The organism is Haloleucobacter albus (genome assembly GCF_052492075.1).
This window is the reverse complement of the sequence record NZ_JBQWAS010000023.1, coordinates 114,040-138,569: the sequence shown is the minus strand read 5'-3', so window position 1 is coordinate 138,569 and position 24,530 is coordinate 114,040. Positions and strand designations below refer to the sequence as shown.

General features: G+C 61.3%; 18 protein-coding genes and 1 other annotated feature. Of the genes, 3 read left to right on the top strand and 15 right to left on the bottom strand.

The genetic code is table 11. The annotated features are described in order from the left end of the window. Positions 1 to 41 precede the first annotated feature (41 nt). The 3 genes from ACT6QH_RS07180 to groES form a co-directional block, all read right to left on the bottom strand. Complete coding sequence (locus tag ACT6QH_RS07180) at positions 42 to 1,559, bottom strand: SulP family inorganic anion transporter (RefSeq protein ID WP_444974131.1); 1,518 nt, start codon at positions 1,557 to 1,559, stop codon at positions 42 to 44. A 136-nt stretch (positions 1,560 to 1,695) separates the two neighbouring features. Then, positions 1,696 to 1,751, bottom strand: a sequence feature (sul1 is cis-regulatory element that is thought to sense ions involved in sulfur or methionine metabolism; They are found in Alphaproteobacteria). A gap of 215 nt (positions 1,752 to 1,966) precedes the next feature. Next, positions 1,967 to 3,613 (bottom strand): chaperonin GroEL, encoded by a 1,647-nt coding sequence (gene groL / locus ACT6QH_RS07175; RefSeq protein WP_444974130.1) that lies wholly within the window; start codon positions 3,611 to 3,613, stop codon positions 1,967 to 1,969. Positions 3,614 to 3,675: 62 nt separating this feature from the next. Then, positions 3,676 to 3,963 carry a co-chaperone GroES gene (gene groES / locus ACT6QH_RS07170; RefSeq protein ID WP_444974129.1) on the bottom strand — a complete coding sequence of 96 codons (288 nt, stop codon included), beginning with the start codon at positions 3,961 to 3,963 and terminating at the stop codon, positions 3,676 to 3,678. A 365-nt stretch (positions 3,964 to 4,328) separates the two neighbouring features. Here groES and ACT6QH_RS07165 point away from each other — a divergent pair, with 365 nt between their 5' ends. Beyond that, entirely contained in the window at positions 4,329 to 4,832 is a 504-nt protein-coding gene (locus tag ACT6QH_RS07165) for a hypothetical protein (RefSeq protein ID WP_444974128.1), read from the top strand. A gap of 192 nt (positions 4,833 to 5,024) precedes the next feature. On the opposite strand, the gene lepA is transcribed toward ACT6QH_RS07165, so the two are convergent. From lepA to ACT6QH_RS07105, 12 genes are all read right to left on the bottom strand, one after another. Next, positions 5,025 to 6,830 (bottom strand): translation elongation factor 4, encoded by a 1,806-nt coding sequence (gene lepA / locus ACT6QH_RS07160; RefSeq protein WP_444974127.1) that lies wholly within the window; start codon positions 6,828 to 6,830, stop codon positions 5,025 to 5,027. A 189-nt stretch (positions 6,831 to 7,019) separates the two neighbouring features. Then, positions 7,020 to 7,685 carry a glutathione S-transferase gene (locus ACT6QH_RS07155; protein ID WP_444974126.1) on the bottom strand — a complete coding sequence of 222 codons (666 nt, stop codon included), beginning with the start codon at positions 7,683 to 7,685 and terminating at the stop codon, positions 7,020 to 7,022. Positions 7,686 to 7,772: 87 nt separating this feature from the next. Beyond that, positions 7,773 to 8,666, bottom strand: a complete 894-nt coding sequence (locus ACT6QH_RS07150; protein ID WP_444974125.1) for a LysR family transcriptional regulator — start codon at positions 8,664 to 8,666, stop codon at positions 7,773 to 7,775. Positions 8,667 to 8,684: 18 nt separating this feature from the next. Then, on the bottom strand, positions 8,685 to 9,689 hold the full coding sequence (locus ACT6QH_RS07145; protein ID WP_444974167.1) for a YeiH family protein: 1,005 nt from the start codon (positions 9,687 to 9,689) through the stop codon (positions 8,685 to 8,687). Positions 9,690 to 10,113: 424 nt separating this feature from the next. Beyond that, on the bottom strand, positions 10,114 to 10,536 hold the full coding sequence (locus ACT6QH_RS07140) for a F0F1 ATP synthase subunit epsilon (protein ID WP_444974124.1): 423 nt from the start codon (positions 10,534 to 10,536) through the stop codon (positions 10,114 to 10,116). Positions 10,537 to 10,729: 193 nt separating this feature from the next. Next, positions 10,730 to 12,166 (bottom strand): F0F1 ATP synthase subunit beta, encoded by a 1,437-nt coding sequence (atpD, locus tag ACT6QH_RS07135; protein ID WP_444974123.1) that lies wholly within the window; start codon positions 12,164 to 12,166, stop codon positions 10,730 to 10,732. 34 nt (positions 12,167 to 12,200) lie between these two features. Further along, the gene (locus tag ACT6QH_RS07130; protein ID WP_444974122.1) at positions 12,201 to 13,076 is read right to left on the bottom strand and encodes a F0F1 ATP synthase subunit gamma; all 876 of its coding nucleotides are present in this window, start codon (positions 13,074 to 13,076) and stop codon (positions 12,201 to 12,203) included. A gap of 41 nt (positions 13,077 to 13,117) precedes the next feature. Then, complete coding sequence (atpA, locus tag ACT6QH_RS07125) at positions 13,118 to 14,647, bottom strand: F0F1 ATP synthase subunit alpha (RefSeq protein WP_444974121.1); 1,530 nt, start codon at positions 14,645 to 14,647, stop codon at positions 13,118 to 13,120. Then, the gene (locus ACT6QH_RS07120) at positions 14,647 to 15,201 is read right to left on the bottom strand and encodes a F0F1 ATP synthase subunit delta (protein WP_444974120.1); all 555 of its coding nucleotides are present in this window, start codon (positions 15,199 to 15,201) and stop codon (positions 14,647 to 14,649) included. Before ACT6QH_RS07120 ends, atpA begins: the two co-directional genes overlap by 1 nt. A gap of 498 nt (positions 15,202 to 15,699) precedes the next feature. Then, positions 15,700 to 17,055: a S41 family peptidase gene (locus tag ACT6QH_RS07115; RefSeq protein WP_444974119.1), complete on the bottom strand. Its 1,356-nt coding sequence runs from the start codon at positions 17,053 to 17,055 to the stop codon at positions 15,700 to 15,702. Further along, on the bottom strand, positions 17,052 to 18,446 hold the full coding sequence (locus ACT6QH_RS07110; RefSeq protein ID WP_444974118.1) for a murein hydrolase activator EnvC family protein: 1,395 nt from the start codon (positions 18,444 to 18,446) through the stop codon (positions 17,052 to 17,054). Before ACT6QH_RS07110 ends, ACT6QH_RS07115 begins: the two co-directional genes overlap by 4 nt. A 103-nt stretch (positions 18,447 to 18,549) precedes the next feature. Then, positions 18,550 to 20,403: a M3 family oligoendopeptidase gene (locus ACT6QH_RS07105; protein ID WP_444974117.1), complete on the bottom strand. Its 1,854-nt coding sequence runs from the start codon at positions 20,401 to 20,403 to the stop codon at positions 18,550 to 18,552. Positions 20,404 to 20,605: 202 nt separating this feature from the next. On the opposite strand from ACT6QH_RS07105, the gene ACT6QH_RS07100 reads away from it, so the two are divergent. Both ACT6QH_RS07100 and ACT6QH_RS07095 read left to right on the top strand, forming a co-directional pair. Further along, positions 20,606 to 21,280 carry a response regulator gene (locus tag ACT6QH_RS07100; RefSeq protein WP_444974116.1) on the top strand — a complete coding sequence of 225 codons (675 nt, stop codon included), beginning with the start codon at positions 20,606 to 20,608 and terminating at the stop codon, positions 21,278 to 21,280. A 123-nt stretch (positions 21,281 to 21,403) separates the two neighbouring features. Beyond that, a complete protein-coding gene (locus ACT6QH_RS07095; RefSeq protein ID WP_444974115.1) occupies positions 21,404 to 23,896 on the top strand; it encodes a L,D-transpeptidase family protein in 2,493 nt (830 codons plus the stop codon). Positions 23,897 to 24,530 lie beyond the last annotated feature (634 nt).

The window sequence follows — 24,530 nt, the reverse complement described above, 5'->3', positions numbered from 1 at the left end:
GCCCCGTTTTCATGTGGCGTGAGAGATAAGCCCGGTCCGGCTTAATGCGTGGCGCGAAGCGTATCCTCGCCCTTGTCATGCAGGGCGAAGCGATCCACCATGGTCGCACTGGCCTCATTCAGCCCCAGAACCTCGACACGCGCCCCGGCCTGCCGGAATTTCATCACCGCCCTGTCGAGCGCGCCAACGGCTGTAATGTCCCAGAAATGGGCGTGGGTCACATCAATCACTACCGTTTCAGGCGCCTCTTCAAAATCGAAGCCCCGCAGGAACGGTTCTGAAGATGCGAAGAAGATCTGGCCCGTCACACGGTAAACACGCCGGCCCTCCTCATCCTCTGCACTGACAATGACCATGCGGGAAACCTTGCCCGCGAAAAACACGCCAGACAGCAGCACACCCACCAGCACCCCCTGCGCCAAATCATGCGTGCCCACCACCGTCGCCACCGTCGCCAGCATGACGATGGAGGACGAACGCGGATTGCGTCGCAGATCCAGAATGGAGCGCCACGAGAAGGTGCCGATGGACACCATAATCATCACCGCCACCAGCGCGGCCATGGGAATGATCCGCACCAGATCATCCAGAACCAGAATGAGGAACAGCAAAAACGCCCCCGCAATGAAGGTGGAAAGCCGCCCCCGCCCGCCGGACGAGACATTGATGACCGATTGGCCAATCATGGCGCAACCGCCCATACCACCAATCAGCGCCGAAGCCATATTGCCTGCACCCTGACCGATACATTCCTGGCTCTTGTTGCCCATGGTGTCAGTCATGTCGTCCACGATCTGCGATGTCAGCAGCGATTCCAACAACCCGACAGCCGCCAGCGTGACCGAATAGGGAAAGATGATCTGCAATGTTTCCAGCGTGAGCGGCACTTGCGGCAGGTGCAGAATGGGCAGGCTGGATGGCAATTCGCCCAGATCTCCCACCGTGCGCAAATCCATGCCGGTGTACCAGGCAAACAGTGTCAACACTGCAATGGCGACCAAAGGCGAAGGCACCGCCTTGGTCAGCAGCGGAAACAGGTAAATGATGGCCAGTCCCGCCGCGACCATGCCATAGGTGGCCATGGGCACGCCAATCAGTTCCGGCAACTGGGCCATGAAGATGAGGATGGCCAGCGCATTCACGAACCCGGTGATGACCGAGCGGGAAACAAAGCGCATGATGCGCCCCAGCCGCAAAAAGCCCGCCCCCATCTGAAGCAGCCCCATGAGGATGGTCGCCGCGAACAGATATTCCAGGCCATGATCGCGCACCAGGCTCACCATCACCACAGCGGTGGCGGCGGTGGCAGCCGAAATCATGCCGGGCCTGCCCCCCAGAAATGCGGAAACACAGGCAATGGCGAAGGAGGCATAAAGCCCTACCTTCGGGTCCACCCCGGCAATCAGGCTAAAGCCGATCGCTTCCGGGATGAGCGCGAAGGCGACGAGAATACCGGCAAGAATATCCCGCCGGATATTGCCAAACCACTGGTGCGAATAGCTGCGCAGCCCGTGGGAATGCGAAGCGGGCTGCTCCGTATGAGAAGATGTTGAAGTCATGGAAAGAACGTCACGTTCAAGGCACAGACACGCCCGGAGCCCGATACCCTGATGACAGGCATTGGCACAGAACATAGCCACCCATGCTGCGGTAACCGGAAAGGCCAACCGCAAGGCTGAGGGCACAGGGCGTGAGAGTTGTCCGGCGGGTCGGCGGCCGGAAGAGCCACCCGGACTTTCACCGGGTCCTGACGATTGAGGCTGTGTTAACCGCACTTGCGCGGCAACGCAACAGAGCCGTGCGATCTGAAAGCCTTGCTCCCCCCACGCCCATCTTGGGCAAAGCCCCTGCCCCCTGCCCCCTGCCCCCTGCGGAGTTCGCATGAAAAAGGCGCAGCCCTTGCGGACTGCGCCTTATTTTCAGTGCACCGGAGCCGGACAGCCGGCCCCGGAGAATGTCACAGACCTCAGAAGTCCATGCCACCCATACCACCCATGCCGCCGCCGGGCATGGCGGGCATGCCCGCATCCTTCTTCGGCAGTTCGGCCACCAGAGCTTCGGTGGTCACGATCAGGGCCGCGATGGAGGCCGCATCCTGCAGCGCGGTGCGCACGACCTTGGCCGGGTCCACGATGCCGGTGGCGATCATGTCGACATATTCTTCGGACTGCGCATTGAAGCCGAAGTTCGCGTCGTTGTTCTCGAGAACCTTGCCCACCACGATGGAGCCTTCCACGCCGGCATTCTCAGCGATCTGGCGGATGGGGGCCTCAAGGGCGCGCAGCACGATCTTCAGACCGGCGGCGATGTCGGGATTGTCGGAAGACAAGCCTTCGACAGCCTTCTTGGCGCGCAGCAGGGCCACGCCACCACCGGGCACGATGCCTTCTTCCACCGCAGCGCGGGTGGCGTTCAGGGCGTCGTCCACGCGATCCTTCTTTTCCTTCACTTCCACTTCGGTGGAACCACCGACGCGGATCACCGCAACGCCGCCAGCCAGCTTGGCCAGACGTTCCTGGAGCTTCTCGCGGTCATAGTCGGAAGAGGTGGTCTCGATCTGCGCCTTGATCTGCGCCACACGGGCCTCGATCTCGGACTTCTCGCCCACGCCGTCGACAATGGTGGTCTTTTCCTTCTCGAGGATGACCTTCTTGGCGCGGCCCAGATCGTTCAGGCTGACATTCTCGAGCTTGATGCCGAGATCCTCGGAGATGACCTGGCCGCCGGTGAGGATGGCGATATCCTCCAGCATAGCCTTGCGACGGTCACCGAAGCCGGGAGCCTTCACGGCCGCAACCTTCAGACCGCCACGCAGCTTGTTGACCACCAGCGTGGCCAGAGCCTCGCCTTCCACGTCTTCAGCGATGATGACCAGCGGCTTGCCGGACTGCACGACAGCCTCAAGCACCGGCAGGATCGGCTGAAGGCCGGAGAGCTTCTTCTCGAAAATGAGAATGTAGGGCTCTTCCATGTCGGCGATCATCTTCTCCGCATTCGTCACGAAATACGGGGAGAGATAGCCACGGTCGAACTGCATGCCTTCCACGACATCCAGCTCGGTCTCGGCGGTCTTGGCTTCCTCGACGGTGATGACACCCTCATTGCCGACCTTCTGCATCGCGCCGGCGATCATCTCGCCGATGGCGGCATCACCGTTCGCGGAGATGGTGCCGACCTGGGCGACTTCCGAAGAGGCGGAAACCTTCTTGGCGCGGCCCTGCACGTCGGCGATGGCAGCGGCAACGGCCATGTCGATGCCGCGCTTCAGATCCATCGGGTTCATGCCGGCGGCAACCGACTTGGCACCTTCCTTCACGATGGCCTGGGCCAGAACGGTAGCAGTGGTGGTGCCGTCGCCAGCCAGATCATTGGTCTTGGACGCGACTTCGCGCACGAGCTGGGCGCCGAGATTCTCGAACTTGTCCTCAAGCTCGATTTCCTTCGCCACGGACACGCCGTCCTTGGTGATGCGCGGAGCGCCGAAGGACTTCTCAATCACCACATTACGACCCTTGGGGCCGAGGGTGACCTTCACGGCATTGGCGAGAATATCCACGCCACGCAGCAGCTTTTCGCGGGCGTCGGCAGAAAACTTGACGTCTTTGGCAGCCATATCGGCCTCCTGAAACTAGAAAAAGATCATGACCGGCCCATCCGGGCCGACATTCCAGCGTGTCAGCCGACGACGCCCAGAATGTCGCTCTCCTTCATGATGAGCAGGTCCTGGCCGTCGATCTTCACCTCGGTGCCGGACCACTTGCCGAACAGCACCTTGTCGCCCGCCTTCACATCGAGGGGCACCAGCTTGCCGGCTTCGTCACGCGCGCCGGGACCGACAGCGATCACCTCGCCCTCCTGGGGCTTTTCCTTGGCGGTGTCGGGGATGATGATGCCGCCGGCGGTCTTCTGCTCGGCCTCGATACGCTTCACAACCACGCGGTCATGCAGGGGACGGAAGGACATGGTCAATTCCTCTCGAAACTGGGAAACGGGCCTTGCGGCCCGCAGCTGGCACTCTCGTTGGCCGAGTGCCAGGCTCAGGGTCGAGATAGGCAGCGCCCCCCTTTCCGTCAAGGCGGGGGGAACAGGAAAATACGCTCCTGCCCCCCATCTTTTTTTCTCGACATACGGTTGCTGCCACACTGTTGCAGATACGAAGCGGTAACTCCCGTCGCGCTATGGTAAAGACAGACAACAGCCACGGATCTACTCGCTTGGGCGAGCTTTTATCGACGCCGTGGCCTGAAGGCTTTATGGTTCTGCGAATGGGTGGCGCATGTCCCCCCACCGCAGCGGAAAACGAGATGGCGGAGGCCTCGGGGTAACTCATGAATCTGATGCTTGCATGGTTGAACGCGCGCAGTGAACGCCGCTCCGGCCTGGCCACAGGTGCGATGATCGGCGCGATGGGCCTCACTCTCGCCGCGTGCAGCACCACGCCGTCAGAGCCCCCGCCTCCGGCCCGGCCGGTCTTCACCAGCCCCATTTCGGCAGATCAGCTGGTAGGTAAATGGGGCCTTGCCGCCTATCATCGCCCGCAGGACGCCGCCCGCACGGAGAAGCAGGCTCGCGCCCAGTGCTCCAACCCCTATGTCATCACCAATGGCACCAGCGGCGGTGTGCTGATGTATCTGGCTGATGACAACAAGCTCTCCGAGCTTGTCTCCAAGGCCAATGGCGGGCCCACCTTCCTCGGCCTGCCCACGGAACCCGCCGGTGCCCAGAGAGACCGCCAGGTGGTGCGCTTCGATGGCAATGTGATGGTGCTGAAATGGGTGGATCCGGAAGTCTCCGGCCGCTACGGCACCATGATTTATGTGCGCTGCCCCTGAGGCTGCCAGACAGCCCCCTGCCGGCTGCCCCTGATTTTCGATGCCCCATACGCACCGCTGTCGCGTATGGGGCATTTTCATATGTACACAAGCCCGATACACGGCACGAAAAAAGCCGGAGGAAAGATCTCCCCTCCGGCTCATGTTTTTCAAACCTGAGAGCACCTGCATCCAGACAGGAGCGGCAACATCTCAGTCATCCATCTTCAGGGCGGCGATGAAGGCTTCCTGAGGAATCTCCACCTTGCCGAACTGGCGCATCTTCTTCTTGCCCTCTTTCTGCTTCTCCAGCAGCTTGCGCTTGCGGCTGACATCGCCGCCATAGCATTTGGCGGTCACATCCTTGCGCAAGGCGCGGATGGTCTCGCGGGCAATGATTTTCGCACCAATGGCCGCCTGCACCGGAATCTGGAACATGTGCTGCGGAATCAGCTCCTTCAGCTTTTCACACATCACACGACCGCGCGCTTCGGCGCGGGTGCGGTGCACCAGCATGGAGAGAGCATCCACCGGCTCAGCATTCACCAGCAGCGACATCTTCACCAGATCGCCGGGGCGATATTCGGTGATCTGGTAATCAAACGAGGCATAACCCTTGGAGATGGATTTCAGCCGATCATAGAAATCGAACACCACCTCGTTCAGCGGCAGATCATAGGTCACCATGGCGCGTGCGCCGACATAGGTGAGCTCAATCTGGTTGCCGCGCCGGTCCTGACACAGCTTGAGCACGGCGCCGAGATACTCATCCGGCGTCATGATAGTGGCGCGGATCCACGGCTCGCGGATTTCCTCGATTTTCACCACATCCGGCATATCGGCCGGATTGTGCAGCTCAATCACGGAGCCATCCGTCATCCCGATTTCATAGATGACCGAAGGTGCAGTGGCGATCAGGTCGAGATTGAACTCGCGCTCCAGCCGCTCCTGGATGATTTCCAGATGCAACAGGCCGAGAAAGCCGCAGCGGAAGCCGAAGCCCAGCGCCGCCGAGGTTTCCATCTCGAAGGAGAAGCTGGCATCGTTCAACCGCAGCTTGCCCATGGCGGCGCGCAGATCGTCAAAATCCGCAGCATCAACAGGGAACAGGCCGCAGAACACCACGGGCTGGGCCGGCTTGAAGCCCGGCAGCGCTTCCGCGCAGGAGCGCTTCTCCTCGGTGATGGTATCACCCACGCGGGTATCAGCCACTTCCTTGATGGAGCCGGTGAGGAAGCCGATTTCACCCGGCCCCAGTTCCTGCACGGCCACCATCTTGGGAGTGAACACACCCACCCGGTCCACATCATAGGATGCGCCGGAACCCAGCATCTTGATGCGCTGGCCCTTCTTGAGCACGCCATCCATAACGCGCACCAGAACCACCACGCCGAGATAGACATCGTACCAGCTATCCACCAGCAGCGCCTTCAGCGGCGCCTCACGGTCTCCGGTGGGGGGCGGCAGGCGCGTCACAATGGCTTCCAGCACCTGCTCCACATTCAGGCCGGTCTTGGCAGAAATGCCGATGGCATCGGAAGCGTCCAGACCGATCACATCCTCAATCTGCGCCTTCACCTTTTCCGGCTCGGCGGCCGGCAAGTCCACCTTGTTCAGGACGGGCACGATCTCATGGTCGTTGTCCAGCGCCTGATACACATTGGCCAAGGTCTGCGCCTCCACCCCCTGCGAGGCGTCCACTACCAGAAGAGAGCCTTCCACGGCGGCCAGCGAACGGTTCACCTCATAGGCAAAATCCACATGGCCGGGAGTGTCGATGAGGTTCAGCGTATAGATTTCGCCATCATGGGCCTTGTAGGCCAGGCGCACGGTCTGCGCCTTGATGGTGATGCCGCGTTCGCGCTCGATATCCATATTGTCGAGCACCTGATCGGTCATCTCACGGGCCGTGAGCCCGCCGGTGATCTGGATCAGCCGATCGGCAAGGGTGGACTTTCCATGGTCGATATGAGCGACGATGGAAAAATTGCGAATGTTCTTTTGAGCGCTGGCGGTCATCTTCGCCGCATAGCACCGGCTTGAGGCGGCTACAAGCCGGGAAACAGGCCAGATTGCGCAAGCCTGTCCGGGCCATTCATCTTCAATGCCCTTCCGCGCCCTTCAACGGCTCTCCACAGGCTGCGGGCAGGTGTGTGCGGGGCTCATTCTTCAGGATTTTCGAGAAAAAGCCCCGCGCGAATCACTTGTTCAACGGGGACCGGTCGTAAAATGACCCGATCCGGTAGAGGCCAGCGGCGCGGGAGCTGGCAGAGGAGACGCGGGCATGGGGAAGAAGCCCGGCAAAGCCTGCACCCGTTGCAACCACACCCGCACCGCCGGATAAGGCGTCAGATCTATACCGCCCTCCGGGGCATGAGCCACATAGGCGTAACAGGCTAGGTCCGCGATTGTGGGCTGCCCCGTGGCCAGCCAGATCCGCTCTTCCAGATGCCCGTTCATGAAAGTCAGAAATGTGCGGGCAATACGAACTGCCTCACGCTTGTCACCGGGCATGTTCCACAGCGCCATCCGCCGGGCTGCGGCCGGGCCATATTTCAACTCCCCCGCAGCAAAAGCCAGCCACCGCTGAACTTCCGCAGCGCCCACCGCATCTTCTGGCAGCCAGTGCGTTCCCGGCGCATAGGCTTTCACCAGATAGACCAGAATGGCGCAGCTATCGCACAGCACAAGATCCCCATCCTGCAAGACCGGAATCTGCCTCAGCGGATTCAGCCGGAGAAAAGCCTCCTCCTGCCTCACCTCCTGGGGCGCTTCGCGCATCTCATAAGGCAGCTTCAGCATACGCAACAGAAGCTCCACCCTGTGGGCATGGCCTGAATGCGATATTCCGTACAGAATCCGGGCCCCGGACATGCTTTCCTCCTCCACGGCATCTGGTTTGTTTGGTGTTGGTATCAAGCACGAGACCGGCCGCCCGCGACAAGCTGGCTACAGCCCCTCTCACCCGCGCCGACCTGTCTCCAGCGCCAGATCCAGCAGGGCGCGGGCCGCGCGTGAATGATATCTGTCTGCATGGCGCAGAGCGTAAAAGCGCCGCGGCGGCAAAGCCAGAGGCAAACGATGCAGCGTACCCGCCTCAAAACCCGCCGCCGCCACAAGATCGGAAATCACCGTTGCGCCTGCCCCGGCCATCACCGCGCTGATGACCGCCTCATTGGAGGGCAGAGCGAGGGCGACATGCAGACGTTCGGGTGCCACCCCCGCCGTGCGCAATGCATCCTCAAACACCTGGCGTGTGCCGGAGCCCGCCTCACGCAATACAAAAGGCACGGTGAGCAGATCTTCAGGGTTGATCTGTGTGCGCCCCTGCCAGGCATGGCCCTGCCCCACCACAAGCACCAGCCTGTCTCCGGGAATGGTCAACCGGGCAAGGTTGGGTTCGGCCACATCGCCTTCCACAAAGCCCAGATCCGCCCCACCCTCGCGCACGGCCCCCACCACCTGAGCCGTATTGCCCAGCGCCACTTCAAGCCCGATCTGCGGATACCTCATGTGGAAACGATGCAGCAGTGGCCCCAGCCTGTAGTTCGCAATGGTCTGGCTGGCATGAATGACCAACCGCCCCCGTCGCATGCCGGAGAGATCTGCCAGCACAGTTTCAGCAACAGACACCCGGCTGAGTATCGCCTCAGCCTCACCCCTGAAGGCGCGCCCCTCCTCCGTCAGCTCAATCCGCCGGCCGATGCGATGGAAAAGCGGCAGGCCGCAGGAGGCTTCAAGCGCCGCAACCGAGGCACTGACAGCAGACTGTGTCATGTTCATCCGCTCGGCCGCGCGCGTCATGTGCAGCAGCTCTGCCACCATGACGAAAACCCGTAACTGTTCCAGCGTCATGGTTTGACCTGTTCACCCTCAAATCATGAAGAAGGCGATCAGGATAAAGCTCAGAGCTGAGATGAAAACCCATGCCAACGCGCCAAGCAGAAGGGGGCGCATGCCCTTCATGCGCAGCTTGCGCACATCTGTTTCCAGCCCCATCGCCCCCAGCGCCACGGCCAGAAGAAAAGTGGTGAGGCTGGCGACAGGCGGCTTCACATCAGCCGGAATGATATTGAAACTGTTGATGCAGACCAAAGCAATGAAGCCGAACACGAACCACGGCAACGGCGGGCTGGCATGGCCGGCCTCGCGGTTTCCCCGCGCGCGCCACACCGCCACGGCTCCGAGGCCGATCACCAGCGGCGCCAGAAGCATGACCCGCGACAGCTTGGCAACAGTGCCGAATTCACCCGCCTGCTGCCCGCCCTGAAAGGCGGCGGCCACGACCTGCGCCACCTCATGGATGGCCGAGCCTGTCCACAACCCATAGGCTTGCGCATCAAACCCCGTATATGGAAGCAGCACTGGGGCCAGCAGCATGGAGAGAGAGCCGAACACGGTGACACAGGCCACCGCATAGGCGACATCCTCATCCGAACCACGCGTCACCGTATTTGTCGCAATGACAGCTGATGCGCCGCAAATAGAGGTGCCGGCTGCGATCAGTTCACTGAGCTTGGCGTCCACCCCCATCAGCCGGCCGGCCCAGCGGGTGAAGAAGAAGCTCGCGAACAGGACCACAGCCACAATGAGAAAGCCGGTTCCGCCCACCATGCGAATTTGCTCGAAGGTGAGCTGAAGACCCAGCAGGATAATGGCGAAGCGCAGGATGCGCCGCAGAGCGAATTTCACACCCGGTGCGGCGATGGCCGGCGTGCCAATCACATTGTGAAATACCATACCGATGATAATCGCCAGCACTAGTGGGCTGAAGAAATCCACACCGGGGATCATCCGCACACCATAAGCGATGGCGGCGATGGCCACAGTAAGCATGAGGCCTGGCCCAATCGAGCCCAAGCCCTCCAGCCACCCCATGCCGCCTGCTGACTTGGAGATTGTGGCCCCCTCTTCTTGTGTATTCAGCTGTTGATCTGTCGGGGCGACATAAGTTTCATCGGACATGGTGCCCTCCTGCGACCTTTTGGCCGCAAGATCAGCCCTTCCAAGACATCAATCAATGGCGTTGGTTTTTTACATTCAATCGAATTTATTGATTAAATGTAAGGCAAGCTGATATGAGCGCTATCCGTATCGGCATCACTACGCTGACTTCGCCACCCACTGAACCAGCTGATGAAAGAGCGGCATTCCAAACCCAAGCTCCAAGCCCTATGCCCAGCCAGCCAGAATACTTCCGCCCTTCTGAGAGACACATAAAAAACAGGCCAGACGCGGCATCCCGCATCTGGCCTGTTTTGACTTTTGATACTTCAACAAGCGTCAGGCGATCACATCGCCCTCAATGGGCAGAACCACCTTCAAAACCACGAGACAGCGCATCCGCCACCTGCAAGAGATCACCCAACTGACGCTCAGCTGCCTGCCGCGCATCATCGGACGACGCATCGGCAATATCTTCACGGCAGTTCTGGATCTCCTGCTGGATATGCGCCGGATCAATCTCTTCAACTGACGTGGCTTCTTCAGCGAGAACCGTCAGCCCCGACGCATTCACCTCAGCGAAACCGCCGCGCACGAAGAAACGCTGACGCTCAGCATCGGTACGGATCGTCAAAATGCCGGCTTTCAACATGCCAACAAAGGGACCGTGACCGGCCAGCACGCCAAACTCGCCCTCTGCGCCAGGAATAATCACTTCCGTCGCAGTCCCGGAAAACACCAGCTTTTCGGGCGAGACCAACTCAAAGGAAAGAGCAGTCATCGTCATTTATCTCCGACTTACGTCCCGAAAGGAACTGTTCCGCACGGCTGAGACATTTCCCTATGGCTTTTGGCCATAGAGCGTCCTGCATCTTGCAACACAAACGGATCAACCGGCCTGCTGTGCGATCTCATGACCGCACAGCATTTGACGGCGTGGAACATCCGGGAGCCAGCCCCCGGATGCAATCACATCACGCAGCTTCAGCGGCGAGCTTCTTGCCCTTCTCGATGGCTTCCTCAATGGAACCCACCATGTAGAAGGCCTGCTCCGGCAGGTAATCATACTTGCCTTCGACCAGCCCCTTGAAGCCCTTGATGGTGTCCTGCAGGTCCACCAGCTTGCCGGGCGAACCCGTGAAGACTTCAGCCACATGGAAGGGCTGGGAGAGGAAGCGCTCGATCTTGCGGGCGCGGGCCACGGTCAGCTTATCCTCTTCGGAAAGCTCATCCATGCCCAGGATCGCAATGATGTCCTGCAAGGACTTGTAGCGCTGAAGCGTCTGCTGCACCTGACGCGCGGTGTTGTAGTGCTCTTCGCCCAGAATGGCGGGCGACAGCATGCGCGAGGTGGAGTCCAGCGGATCCACAGCCGGGTAGATACCCTTCTCGGCGATCGAGCGCGACAGCACGGTCGTAGCGTCAAGATGGGTGAAGGACGCGGCCGGGGCCGGGTCGGTCAGATCGTCGGCCGGCACGTAAATGGCCTGCACAGAGGTGATCGAACCCTTGGTGGTGGTGGTGATGCGCTCCTGCAGGGCACCCATATCGGTGGCCAGCGTCGGCTGATAACCCACGGCCGAGGGAATACGGCCGAGAAGCGCGGACACTTCCGAACCCGCCTGCGTGAAGCGGAAGATATTGTCCACGAAGAACAACACGTCCTGACCCTGGTCGCGGAAGTTTTCAGCAACCGTCAGACCGGTCAGCGCCACACGGGCACGCGCGCCCGGAGGCTCGTTCATCTGACCATAGACCAGCGCACACTTAGAGCCCGCAGCGGAGCCACCATGCTCCTTGGGGTCCTTGTTCACGTTGGATTCGATCATCTCATAATAGAGATCGTTGCCTTCACGGGTCCGCTCACCCACGCCGGCAAACACGGAGTAACCGCCATGCGCCTTTGCGACGTTGTTGATGAGCTCCATGATGAGCACGGTCTTGCCCACGCCAGCGCCGCCGAACAGGCCGATCTTGCCGCCCTTGGCGTAAGGCGCCAGCAGATCCACCACCTTGATGCCGGTGACGAGGATCTCTGCTTCCGTCGCCTGCTCGGCATAGGAAGGAGCCGGCTGATGGATCGCACGGGTGGTCTCGAACGAGATCGGACCGACCTCGTCCACCGGCTCGCCGATCACGTTCATGATACGGCCAAGCGTACCTTCGCCCACCGGCACATTGATCGGCTCACCCGTGTCGGAGACCTCCTGACCACGCACGAGACCTTCGGTCGCATCCATGGCGATGGTGCGCACGGTGTTCTCGCCGAGATGCTGAGCCACTTCCAGCACAAGGCGGTTGCCCTGATTGGTGGTTTCCAGCGCATTGAGGATCGCCGGCAGATGGTCGTCAAACTGCACGTCGACGACGGCGCCGATGACCTGGGTAATGCGTCCGACCTTGTTCGCCATTTTCGTCGTCCTTCGTATCTTCCGTCGCGAGGCGTCAGAGGGCCTCGGCGCCAGAGATGATCTCGATCAGTTCCTTCGTGATCATGGCCTGGCGGGTGCGGTTATAGGTGAGCGTCTGCTTCTTGATCATGTCGCCCGCATTGCGGGTCGCATTATCCATGGCGCTCATCTGCGCACCATAGAAGGACGCCTGATTCTCAAGCAGGGCGCGGAAGATCTGCACGGCCACATTGCGCGGCAGCAGATCCTTGAGGATTTCCTCCTCAACCGGCTCATACTCATAGATCGGCGCGGGAGCGTCGCTTGCCCGTTCAGGGAAGCTGGCAGGAATGATCTGCTGCGCCACCGGCTCCTGAGAGATCACACTCTTGAAGTTGGAATAGAAGAGCGTGCAAACATTAAAGCCGCCGGCATCCAGCATGCTCAGGATCTTGGAGGCGATATCATTCGCCTCCTTGAAGCCGATATTGCGTACCGAACGCAGATCCACCAGCTCGACGATATTGTCCGGGTAGACCCGGCGCAGCTGGTCATAGCCCTTGCGTCCGACGCAGAAGATTTTCACTTCCTTGCCATCGGCAATGAGAGACTGCGCCTTTTCACGAGCCAGACGGGCGATGGCGGAATTGAAGGCCCCGCACAGCCCACGCTCGCCAGTGCACACCAGCAGAAGGTGGGTCTGCGTCTGCCCCGTGCCAGCCAGCAGCACGGGAGCCTGCGCATTCCCAACAATGCCCGCGGCAAGATTGCCAAGCACGGTCTCCATGCGACTTGCATAGGGCCGTGCCGCTTCGGCGGCGATCTGAGCACGACGCAGCTTCGCCGCAGCGACCATCTGCATCGCCTTGGTGATCTTCTGCGTCGCTTTCACCGAAGCGATGCGGTTTCTTAGTTCTTTCAAACTCGCCATCGCGCCCGTCCGTCAGGTTCGAGGAACGTGGAAAACGCCGATCAGGCGAAGCTCTTGGAGAAGGTGTTGATCACCTTCGTCAGCTTCTCGGCAGTCTCCTTGGAGAGTTCCTTGGAGGTACGGATGGCATCGAGGATATCCTGATGCTGCGAACGCAGCGCCAGCAGCAGCCCCTGCTCGAACTCACCGACCTTATTCACCGGCAGCGGATCGAGATAGCCATTGATGCCCGCAAAGATCACGGCAACCTGCTCTTCCACCTTCAGCGGGGAGAACTGGGCCTGCTTCAGCAGCTCGGTCAGGCGCGCACCACGGTTCAGGAGCTTTTGCGTGGAAGCATCAAGATCCGAACCGAACTGGGCGAAGGCCGCCAGTTCGCGATACTGGGCGAGCTCGCCCTTGATCTTGCCGGCAACCTGCTTCATCGCCTTGATCTGGGCCGAAGAGCCCACGCGAGACACCGAGAGACCCACATTCACCGCAGGACGAATGCCCTGATAGAACAGGTCGGACTCAAGGAAGATCTGACCGTCAGTGATGGAGATGACATTGGTGGGGATGTAGGCCGACACGTCATTGGCCTGGGTCTCGATCACCGGCAGAGCGGTGAGGGAGCCGGCGCCATTGGCGTCATTCAGCTTCGCGGCGCGCTCCAGAAGACGGGAGTGCAGATAGAACACGTCGCCCGGATAGGCTTCACGCCCCGGAGGACGACGCAGAAGCAGGGACATCTGGCGGTAAGCCACAGCCTGCTTGGACAGATCGTCATGAACGATCAGGGCGTGCATGCCGTTGTCGCGGAAGAACTCGCCCATGGCGGTGCCGGTGAAGGGCGCCAGGAACTGCATCGGTGCCGGATCGGAAGCGGTCGCGGCGACGACGATGGAATATTCCAGCGCGCCCTGCTCTTCCAGAACCTTCACGAACTGCGCGACGGTGGAGCGCTTCTGACCCACCGCGACATACACGCAGTAGAGCTTGGCCTTCTCGTCATCGCCCTGGTTGATGGGCTTCTGGTTCAGAATGGCGTCGAGCGCGACAGCGGTCTTGCCGGTCTGACGGTCACCAATGATGAGCTCACGCTGGCCGCGACCAACGGGGATCATGGCGTCAATGGCCTTGAGGCCAGTCTGCATGGGCTCATGCACCGACTTGCGCGGAATGATGCCCGGAGCCTTCACGTCAACGCGGCGACGCTCGGTGTATTCGATCGGGCCCTTGCCGTCGATCGGATTACCGAGAGCGTCAACGACGCGACCCAGCAGGCCCTTGCCCACGGGGGCATCCACAATGGCGCCGGTCCGCTTGACAGTCTGACCTTCCTTGATCTCACGGTCGGAGCCGAAGATCACGATACCGACATTGTCGAGTTCCAGGTTCAGCGCCATACCGCGCGTACCATTCTCGAACTCGACCATTTCGCCGGCCTGCACATTGTCCAGGCCATAAACGCGGGCGATACCGTCACCAACAGACAGAACCTGCCCGACTTCGGAAACTTCAGCTTCCTGACCGAAGTTCTGGATCTGCTCCTTGAGGATAGCAGAGATTTCAGCGGCTCGAATGTCCATCAGCGGACCTCTTTCATCGCATAACGGATAGAATTGAGCTTGGTCTTGAGGGAAGCATCGACCATGCGCGAGCCGAGCTTCACAATCAGACCACCGAGGATGGACGGATCGACAGTCACGTCGAGCTGAACGTCCTTGCCGGTCTTCTGGGCCAGCATATCCTTCAGCGAGGCGAACTGCTCGTCGTTCAACGACGAGGCGACCGTCACCTTCGCAGTAATTTCACCGCGCCGGGCGGCGACCAGGGCGGTGAAATCCGCAATCATGCCGGGCAACGCGAACAGACGGCGGTTCTGCGCCACCAGCTTCACGAAATTACCGGCAAGACCCGAAATTTCCGCCTTGTCCAGAATCGCACCCACGGCATGGAGCTGTTCCTCCGCCGTGAATACAGGGCTTTTCACAAGCCGCTCCAGATCCGCGCTCTCGGCCATCAAAGCCGAGAAACGATCAAGATCCGCCTTCACGGCATCAATGGCACCGGCCTCGTCTGCGAGCTCGAATAGCGCTGTCGCGTAGCGCCCAGCCATGCCTGACACGATCGTCTCCGCCACCCCGCACCTCTCTCGGACTTGCAGCCGTCTGAACCTGTGGCACAGCCGCGGCCCAAACCCTTGATCTGTTGGGAATAATCTTGTGCGACCTCGCGAGCGGACGAAACCCGACCCTCGAAAATCCCGCAGTGCCTAACACAGGCAGATCAAGGCGGCAACATGACCGAAGGATGGCATGTGCACGCCCTTGCCCTGCTGATATCCCCTAAAGCATTATGATGGAAAGGGTTTGAACCAAAATTAACGTCTTTCAAAGGGATGCGGATTCGGTTGTCCACACCTTTCCCCGACGAAGTTTTCCGGCTTCAGACCCGTGAATCATGGCATTCCCGAAACCACCAACCTCCAGTAGGCGCCAGATTCCGGCCTGCACGCATACGGGAATGATCTGTCGTCTCGCGCCAAACGCGGTGGATTCGCCTCAAAAAAGGCCCCGCCCAAATTTTGAGCGAGGCCCGATCCTGCATCCTGAAAGGCGTCACTTCGCCCAGAACAGCCTCAGTCGGCGCGGCTGGCGCGATCCGGATTCGGCGGGAAGGCCGCGTTCTTCACCGTGCCCTGAAGCAGTTCGATCGCCAGTTTGAGCTGGGTATCATCCTTGGCTTCCGGCGGCACATAGGATGGCGAACCCGCCACTTCCTCATCGCCATTCTTCAGGTGGCCACGCAGCGAGGCTTCACCCTTATTGCTGGCGAGCGCCCCGAATTTGGCCTTCATCTCCTCCGGCATATCCTGCACCAGCACGATATCCGGCTCGATTCCCTTGGCCTGAATCGAGCGACCCGACGGCGTATAATAGCGCGCCGTGGTCAGGCGCAGCGCACCGCTGCCGCCCAGCGGAATGATGGTCTGCACCGATCCCTTGCCGAAAGTGCGCGACCCGAGAACTGTCGCCCGCTTCTGATCTTGCAGGGCGCCGGCGACAATCTCCGAGGCCGATGCCGAACCGCCATTCACCAGCACGATCACCGGCTTGCCATTGGCGAGATCACCGCTGCGCGCATTGAAACGCTGGGTTTCTTCCGCATTGCGGCCGCGCGTGGAAACAATCTCCCCACGGTTCAGGAAGGCATCAGACACAGAAATAGCCTGATCCAGAAGCCCGCCGGGATTGTTGCGCAGATCAATGATGAAGCCCTTCAGCTTCTTCTCGCCCACCTCCCTGGTGATGTTGGCGATGGCCTTCTTCAGGCTGTCATAGGTTTGCTCGTTGAAGGAATTGACGCGGATATAGCCGATATCCCCATCCTCGACCCGAGAGCGCACCACCTGAATCTTGATGGTGTCACGCACCACCTTGATATCAATTGGCTTGTCCGCCCCCTTGCGCAGAATGGTGAGGGTGATGGGCTTGCCCACCGCTCCACGCATCTTGTCCACGGCTTCATTCAGGGTGAGGCCCTGAACCTGCTCGCCATCCAGCTTCACGATGAGATCACCGGCCAGAACGCCAGCGCGTGCGGCGGGGGTCTCCTCCATGGGGGCCACCACCTTCACCACGCCGTCTTCCATGGTGACTTCAATGCCAAGACCGCCAAACTCACCCTTGGTCTGCACCTGCATGTCGCGGTGATTCTTCGCGTCCATATAGGAGGAGTGTGGGTCCAGAGACTGGAGCATGCCATTGATGGCCGCCTCGATCAGCTTCTGGTCTTCCGGCCGTTCGACATAATCGGAGCGCACGCGCTCAAACACGTCACCAAACAGGTTCAGCTGGCGATACGTATCGGGGGAGGCAGCCTCCGCCGCTGTGCCCAGAAGAGAACCGGGCAGCAGGCGCGGTTGCACCGCACCTACGGCAACCAGGGCCCCGGCGGCCACGCCAAAAAGAAACAAAGAGGCCCTACGCATCATCCGCGTACCTTCCGATTGTCCGTTGCTGCCCACCATGGGGCAGGATCAATGGAATTCCCGTCTTTCCGGAATTCGACATATAAATGGGGCTGTCCCATGGCCGCGCCAGTAGATGACGTGCTGTTTCCAGCATTTGCCCCTCTGGCGCCCGTCCCCATGATGGCGACAGGCTCACCCGCCAGCACGAACTGCCCCAGTTCCACCGTGATCCGTTCCATGCCAGCCAGCAAAATATGGTAGCCACCGCCGGCATTGATAATCAAGAGTTGTCCATAGCTGCGGAACGGCCCGGCATAGACCACCCAGCCATCGGCAGGGGCTGTCACCTGCGCCCCTGGCTGGGTTTGAAGGGTGATTCCCTTTTCTTGCCCACCCACGCCATCGGCCGCACCGAACGCATGCAGCTTTGTGCCGGCAACCGGCAAAGGCAAAAGCCCCTTGGCGTCAGCAAAGGCGATGGCCGGCGTGATACGGGCCGGATCACGAAAAGCCGTAAGGCCCGCCTTCGGGTCAACCATGGGTGGGCGCGTGGCCTCCGCCGTCTGCGCGGCACCGGCGGCTCGGGCGGCGGGCGCCACCTCATTTTCCAGCCGGTTAACCAGAGCATGCACATCGCCGGTATTGCGCGCCAGGCTGGCCGCACGGGTGCGATCATCGCTGGAAACCGGGTTTTGCGCCGTCTGGATGCGCTGGCGCTCCTTCACCAGCACGGCGAGACGCTCCCGGTCCTCGGCCAGACTGATACGCAGGGTTGTCAGCCGTGTGCGCGCCTCTGAAAGAGCGCTGCGCACGCGCAGCAACTCGGAAAGATCGGCGGCCAGGGTTTCCGCCTCCACCCGCAATTCCGGCAACAGAGCGCCCATGAGAATGGCGGAACGCACGGCGTCGAGCGCATCATCCGGGCGCATCAGCATGGCCGGGGGTGGGTTGCGCCCCATACGCAGCAGAGCCGCCAGCACCTGCCCCAGCACCTGCCGGCGCTCCGAGAGAGAGGCCGTCAACTCCTGCTCGGCAGCATCCAGTGGCTTCAGCCGGGCTTCCACATTGACAAGCTGTTGCTCCACAGAACGTGTGCGAGCCGCCGCTTCAATCAGCAATGTATTCAGCTTGGCGCGATTCCCTCGCGCGGCCTCCATCTCGGCCTGCAAGCGGGCGCGAAAGGCCGCCTCGCGCTCAACATCGGCCTTGAGGGCTTCCGTATCGACCCCCTCCACCGCCATGCGTGCCGGAGAGGGCATGGGCAAAGGCATGCGGCGCGGCACCGCCGAAGCCTGCGGCGCGGCGGGCTTTTCCTGCGCCTGCGCGGCGGGCATGAAGGCATGCGTCATCACCGACCCGGCAATGCCGAGCATCAGCGCACTTACAAGCCGGCCAGTTCGCCACATCATCATGCCACAATGCCGCCTTCCGGGTTGAGAAGACGTAAAGGCGCGGCACAGGCCGCGCCCTTTTCCCTCACCTTCATTCACACGACATGAACCGTGAGCTGAAGGCTCAGCCCTCCATGCCTTCCAGTTCGCTAATCATGTTGTCGATCAGCGACAGGCCGGTCTGCCAGAAGGCCGGATCACGCGCATCCAGCCCGAACGGCGCGAGCAGCTCGGAATGATGCTTGGTGCCACCAGCGGCCAGCATCTCCATGTAACGCTCGGCGAAACCGTCCGCCGCCTGCTCGTAAACCGCATAGAGCGAGTTCACGAGGCAATCGCCGAAGGCATAGGCATAGACATAGAAAGGCGCGTGAATAAAGTGGGGGATATAGGTCCAGAAGGTTTCGTAGCCCTCGCCCAGATGAATGGCCGGGCCGAGGCTCTCAGCCTGTACCTTCATCCAGATATCGCCAATGGCGTCGGCCGTCAGTTCACCCTTGCGCCGCTCGGTGTGGACATACCGCTCGAAGGTGTAGAAGGCCGTCTGACGCACCACCGTGTTAATCATGTCTTCCACCTTCTGGGCCAGCATCACCTTGCGGGCCTGAGGGGTTTCGGCAGCATTCAGCAGACGGCGGAAGGTCAGCATCTCTCCGAAAACGGAGGCGGTTTCGGCGAGCGTCAGCGGGGTCGGGGCCATCAGCGCGCCCTGCCGGCCAGCCAGCACCTGATGCACGCCATGGCCCAGTTCATGAGCCAGCGTCATCACATCGCGCGGCTTGCCCTGATAGTTCAGCAGCACATAAGGATGCGCCGACGGCACGGTGGGATGCGCGAACGCGCCGGGAGACTTGCCCGGCCGCACCGGCGCATCAATCCAGCCCTTGTCGAAGAACACCTGCGCAATCTCGGCCATGCGCGGCGAGAAAGCGCCATAAGCGCCCAGCACCGTCTCGCGTGCCTCGCTCCAGCCGATCTCGCGGGTTTCCACCTTCGGCAGCGGTGCGTTGCGATCCCAGAACTCCAGCTTGTCCTGCCCGAACCAGCGCGCCTTCAGCGCATAATAGCGGTGCGACAGGCGCGGATAGGAGGCGCGGATGGCATCCACCATCGCATCCACCACGTCCTTCTCCACCCGGTTGGCAAGATGGCGGGAGGAGGCGACATCGGGAAAGCCGCGCCAGCGATCGGAGATTTCCTTGTCCTTCGCCAGCGTGTTGGTGATGAGGCTGAAGGTGCGCAGATTCTGCTTGAACACATCCGCCAGCGCCAGCCCGGCCTCACGACGCACCTCATCCTTCTGATCCTGCATGAGGTTCAGCGTGGGTTCGATGGTCAGCTCCTGCCCGTTCACATTGAAACGCAGGGCGGAGATGGTTTCGTTGAACAGCCGGTTCCAGGCATTGCGCGCCGGGCCGGATTTTTCATGGAAAAGCTGCTCGATCCGGTCCTCAAGCTGATAGGGCTTGTCCTTGCGCAGATCTTCCAGCCAGGGGCGATAATGCGCCAGCGCAGGCGTTGCGCCCATGGCCGTTTCCAATGCAGCATCATCCAGCCGGTTCATTTCCAGCGTGAAGAACAGCAGATGGGTGGAGGTGTTGGTAAGCCGCTCCTGCACATCGCCATGGAACTTGGCGCGGGCCACATCCGATGTATCACCCGCATAGACAAGGCTGGCATAGGAGGCGATGCGGCCGATGAGATCTTCCACCTCCTCATAGCGCTTCACAGCTGTGGCCAGCGCCGCGCCACCGCTTTCACCCGCCAGCAGATCAGCCAGCTTGCCCTTGTAATCCGTCTCGAAAGCCTTGCAGGCCACATCCACCCGAACAAGATCAGCTTCCAGATCCGGCGAATCCATGGATGGATAAAGATCTGTCAGGTTCCATTCCGGCAAAGGCTGGGCTTCAGCGCCCGCACCAGCCTGGGACGGGGCACGGGACAGAAGGCCCGCAAAGGATTCGGCGAAGGGAAGCATGGGTCCTCCGGTATGGAACGAACAGGGGCTCTTACTTAGCCCCTCAGCCCCCTCCGCTTCAATCCGCCCGCATGTGCCAATCATACGGGCCAGTCACATCAGCCGGCCGCCTTCCCTTGCCGCGCTTAGAGTTGCTTAACAATCCCCGGCCAAAATTCCGGCATCGAGCAGGATTCATGCTTCGAGATTGCGCCGGATCGCCATGACCACCCCGCCCAACCACCCCAGCCTGCTGCTTGTCGAGGATGACGAGACCGAAGCCGCACGTCTCGAATCGGCTCTTGGCGCGCTGGGCTATCGCTGCACACATGCCGCCAATGGCGATGCCGCCCTCACCTGCCTGCGCCATCAGGCGTTCGATATCGTATTGCTGGATCTGGTTCTGCCGGAGCTGGATGGCATGGGGCTGCTTCAGGCCATGACGGCGCAGGGCATGGACATGCCAGTCGTCGTGGCTGTCACCCCTGCCGGAATGGACGGGGCCGCCAACGCCATCCGGGCTGGCGCGGCCGATTTCGTGGTGAAGCCGGCCGGCGCCCTGCGGCTTCAGGTCGCGCTGGCCAACGCCCTGGCGCTGAAAGCCCGGATGCCGGAGACGGCAAACGCACGCCCTCCCGCCCCGACATCACCAGATGACGCTTTCCCCACCCTGCCCCATACTGGGCAGGATGGGCATTTGCGCCCGCTGGACGCCATTGAGGCGGACCTGATCCGCCTGGCCTGCGCCCGCTATGAAGGCCGCTTGTCGGAAGTCGCCCGTCGGCTGGGCATTGGCCGCTCCACCCTCTATCGCAAGCTCGCGCAGCTTGAGAGCCAGCCTTGCACTGGCGGGGCAGGTGCGAAATGCTTGCCCTCCTATCTTGTTGCCGCGGAGTAACAGAGCCGGCTCAACCGCGCTGCCCGCGCGCTTTTGAATTGATCCGGGCCACAAAGATGCGGCACCACCAAAGGCGGTGGAACACAAAGCGTTCCATGCGCCCCCGAGCAGGACACGACACCCATGAAAAAGCCGGAACAGCATATGCAGGGCGCGACTCACTCCGCCTCTCGCAGTGTTGCCCGTGAAGATCAGGCCGCGCTGCAAGAGCGGGCTATGCCAAAGGCACGGCCCTTGCCAGTGTATCTTCTGGGAGCCGGCATGGTCAGCCTGTGCGCGGCTCTGTTCGGTGCTTTGCCGGCAAAAGCACAGAATGCGCCACCTAACGCCACGCCCGGCCATGTGGAAGGCCCGCCCTCTGCCGTCGTGACACCGCAAAGCGCCGGCGCGCCGCCCCGCGCCTCCACCTCCCGCTCGGATCTGGTCGGCGAGACAAATGCGCTTCCGCCCTCGAATGCAGCCATTACAGCGCGAGAGCAACTGGAGGGCGGCCATTACAAAACCCCGGTCTATAGTGACCGGGTGGGCGAAGGCACGGCCCGCCGCCCCATCCCCTCCCTGCGCGAAACCCTGCCAGACCGCAGCGGCAAGGCTCCCGCCACGCCGAATCAGAACGAGACACACAAGGACAAGGCGAGCGGGAACAGCACCCGCGAAACCCGCGAGCTTTCGCCAACCCACGCGGCGGCCCCGGCTCAACCTGAGGTCACGACTCCGCAAGCCGCTTCAGCAATATCCGCGACCACATCGGCCGGAACAGAAACGGTAGAGACACAGGCAAAGACACAGGCGGAGCGAAAAACCGCCTCCTCCGCGCAACCTTCCGCACAGGAAACCGCGACAGCAGCGTCTCCAGTCGTCTCCTCGGGTGCACAAACGGCAAAAACGGCTGCACCAGTGGCTGCTACCGGCACGGCCGTCACATCTGAGGCTGAACCGAAAACCTCTTCCGTGGCTGTCACCCCCACAACTCCGGCCTCAGCACCCGCTTCCACACCTGCGATGAACGGGGTGCCCGCCCCAGCCCCCCAAAGCGCGGTGCAAGCCGGGCCGAAAGCCGCGACTGCGCCGGCTTCCACCCCCCTTCATACGGTAGAACGTCCCTCCGGCCCCCTCGCCCCGGTGGCTGAAGCCATTGCCGCCCGCCTCGCCGGACAGGAGAGCCTCTCCCTTTCCAAAGCCGAGCGTGAAGCACTGGTGCAATTCTACGCCCAGCGCGGCTACCAACCCGCCTTTGTGGACATGCAGGGCCTCAATGTCCGCGGCAAAGCCATTGCCGCCCGCCTGCGCGCTGCGGCTGAAGATGGGCTGAACCCGGATGATTACGGCTTCGAACCCGCCCTCTCCGGCGCACAGGCCGCCGCTTTGGCCCGCACGGAAACAAGCCTGGCGGCCACCGCACTCACCTATGCCCGCCATGCCCAGACCGGCCGTTTCAACCCCACCCGGATTTCCGAACTCGTCACGCCCACGCGGGAGTTTCCAGAGCCATCCGCCATTCTGGCTCACATTTCTCAGGCCAGAGACGCGAACGCCGCACTGGCAGCCTATAATCCGCCCCATGCAGGCTATCTGGCCCTGAAAAAATTGCTGGGAACACCGGAGACGGATGAGCCCGGACGTATCGTCGCCATTCCCCCCGGCCCACTTCTGCGACCCGGCAAGATGGACCCGCGCGTTCCCGCCCTGCGTGCGCGCCTGGGCCTCTCCGACAAGGCCGCAACCGATCTGACCTATGATCCCGAACTGGCCGAAGCCGTGCGGACCTTTCAGGAAACCATGCGCCTGACGCCGGATGGCCTTGTGGGCAACAACACTCTTCAGGCCCTCAATTATGGCGCATCCGATACGCCTTCCCGTGCGGAAATCATCGCCAATATGGAGCGCTGGCGCTGGCTGCCGCGCCAGCTTGGCGCGCATTATGTGATGGTGAATATCCCCGAATACAAAGTGCGTATTCACGAAGGGGACAAGCCGATTTACGAAACCCGCACAGTGGTGGGCAAGGCCTCCAGCCCGACCCCGCTGATGACCCGTAATATGACCTATGCCGTGGTGAACCCGGCCTGGAACATTCCCCCCAGCATCGCCCGCAACGAGATGATGCCTCTGCTGCGCAACAATCCCGCAGCCCTGCAACGGCGCAATATCGAAGTGCGACGGAACGGCTCCGGCGGATATTCCTTCCGCCAGATGCCGGGACGCGGCAATTCACTGGGCCGGGTGAAGTTCATGTTCCCCAACGATCATGCTGTCTATCTTCATGATACGCCGGCAAAACACCTGTTTTCCAACCGGGACAGAGCCCGCAGCCATGGCTGTGTGCGGGTGCAGGACCCATTCGATTTCGGCTCCGTGTTGTTCAACATCGCCATGCCCGGCCAAAGCTGGAACGAGCAGCGCTTCACCCGCATGTTCAGCAACAAGGAACGCTATCTCACGCTGAAACAGCCCATTCCCGTTCATCTGGTTTATTTCACCACGATGGCGGATGCGCAGGGGCATGTTTCCCGGTTTGGCGACATCTATGGCATCAATGCCGCCGTCAAGAATCGGCTGGGGCTCAACAGTCGGAGCCGCCACATGGCGGAAGACACCGCCACCCGGAAACGATAAGCCGGCACATCAATGCGCGCCATCCCGCCGCCCGACCATGGTATCTGCTTCTTCCCGCACAGGAATGGAGCAATGTGGCGCGCCTTCAAAGCCCCGCACCCTATGGTTCCGCTTCCGTATGCGGCATGTTTTTGCCATACTGTCGCCCTAGAGCGTGATACGAACATGCACATGATTTCCGCTTTCACCTGAAAGGTGAGCGATGGTCATGCCTTGCGGAAATATGAGCCACGTCAGCATGGCTGGCGGGCCGTCGGCGCAATGGAAGGCAACGAGGCACAACACCGATTGCACTGCATCTCTCACTGCATCCGGTGTTTCCTCTCAACAGCCTAACGTCCGTCGGCAGAATAGGTTCCAGATTGCATTCTCAGGCCCGCTTCATGCCGCCCTGAGAAGAGGTTCTGGCAGCAGGTGAACTGTGCACAGGGCCCCCGCATCATGAGGCACGCGACCGCATAGCCCCTTTCTCCAGAAGGGGTTTGGGTTCGGCAGGGCTGTGGACACACAGGCTTTGGCGGACATCAGGGAGGAAGATACGGGCATGAAGGCAGCCGCATCGCTTGGCATCAACCTGGCCTTAACCGGAGAGGCGCAGACTCCTGCCCATCCGTACCGTGGCTTCAGCTGCGGG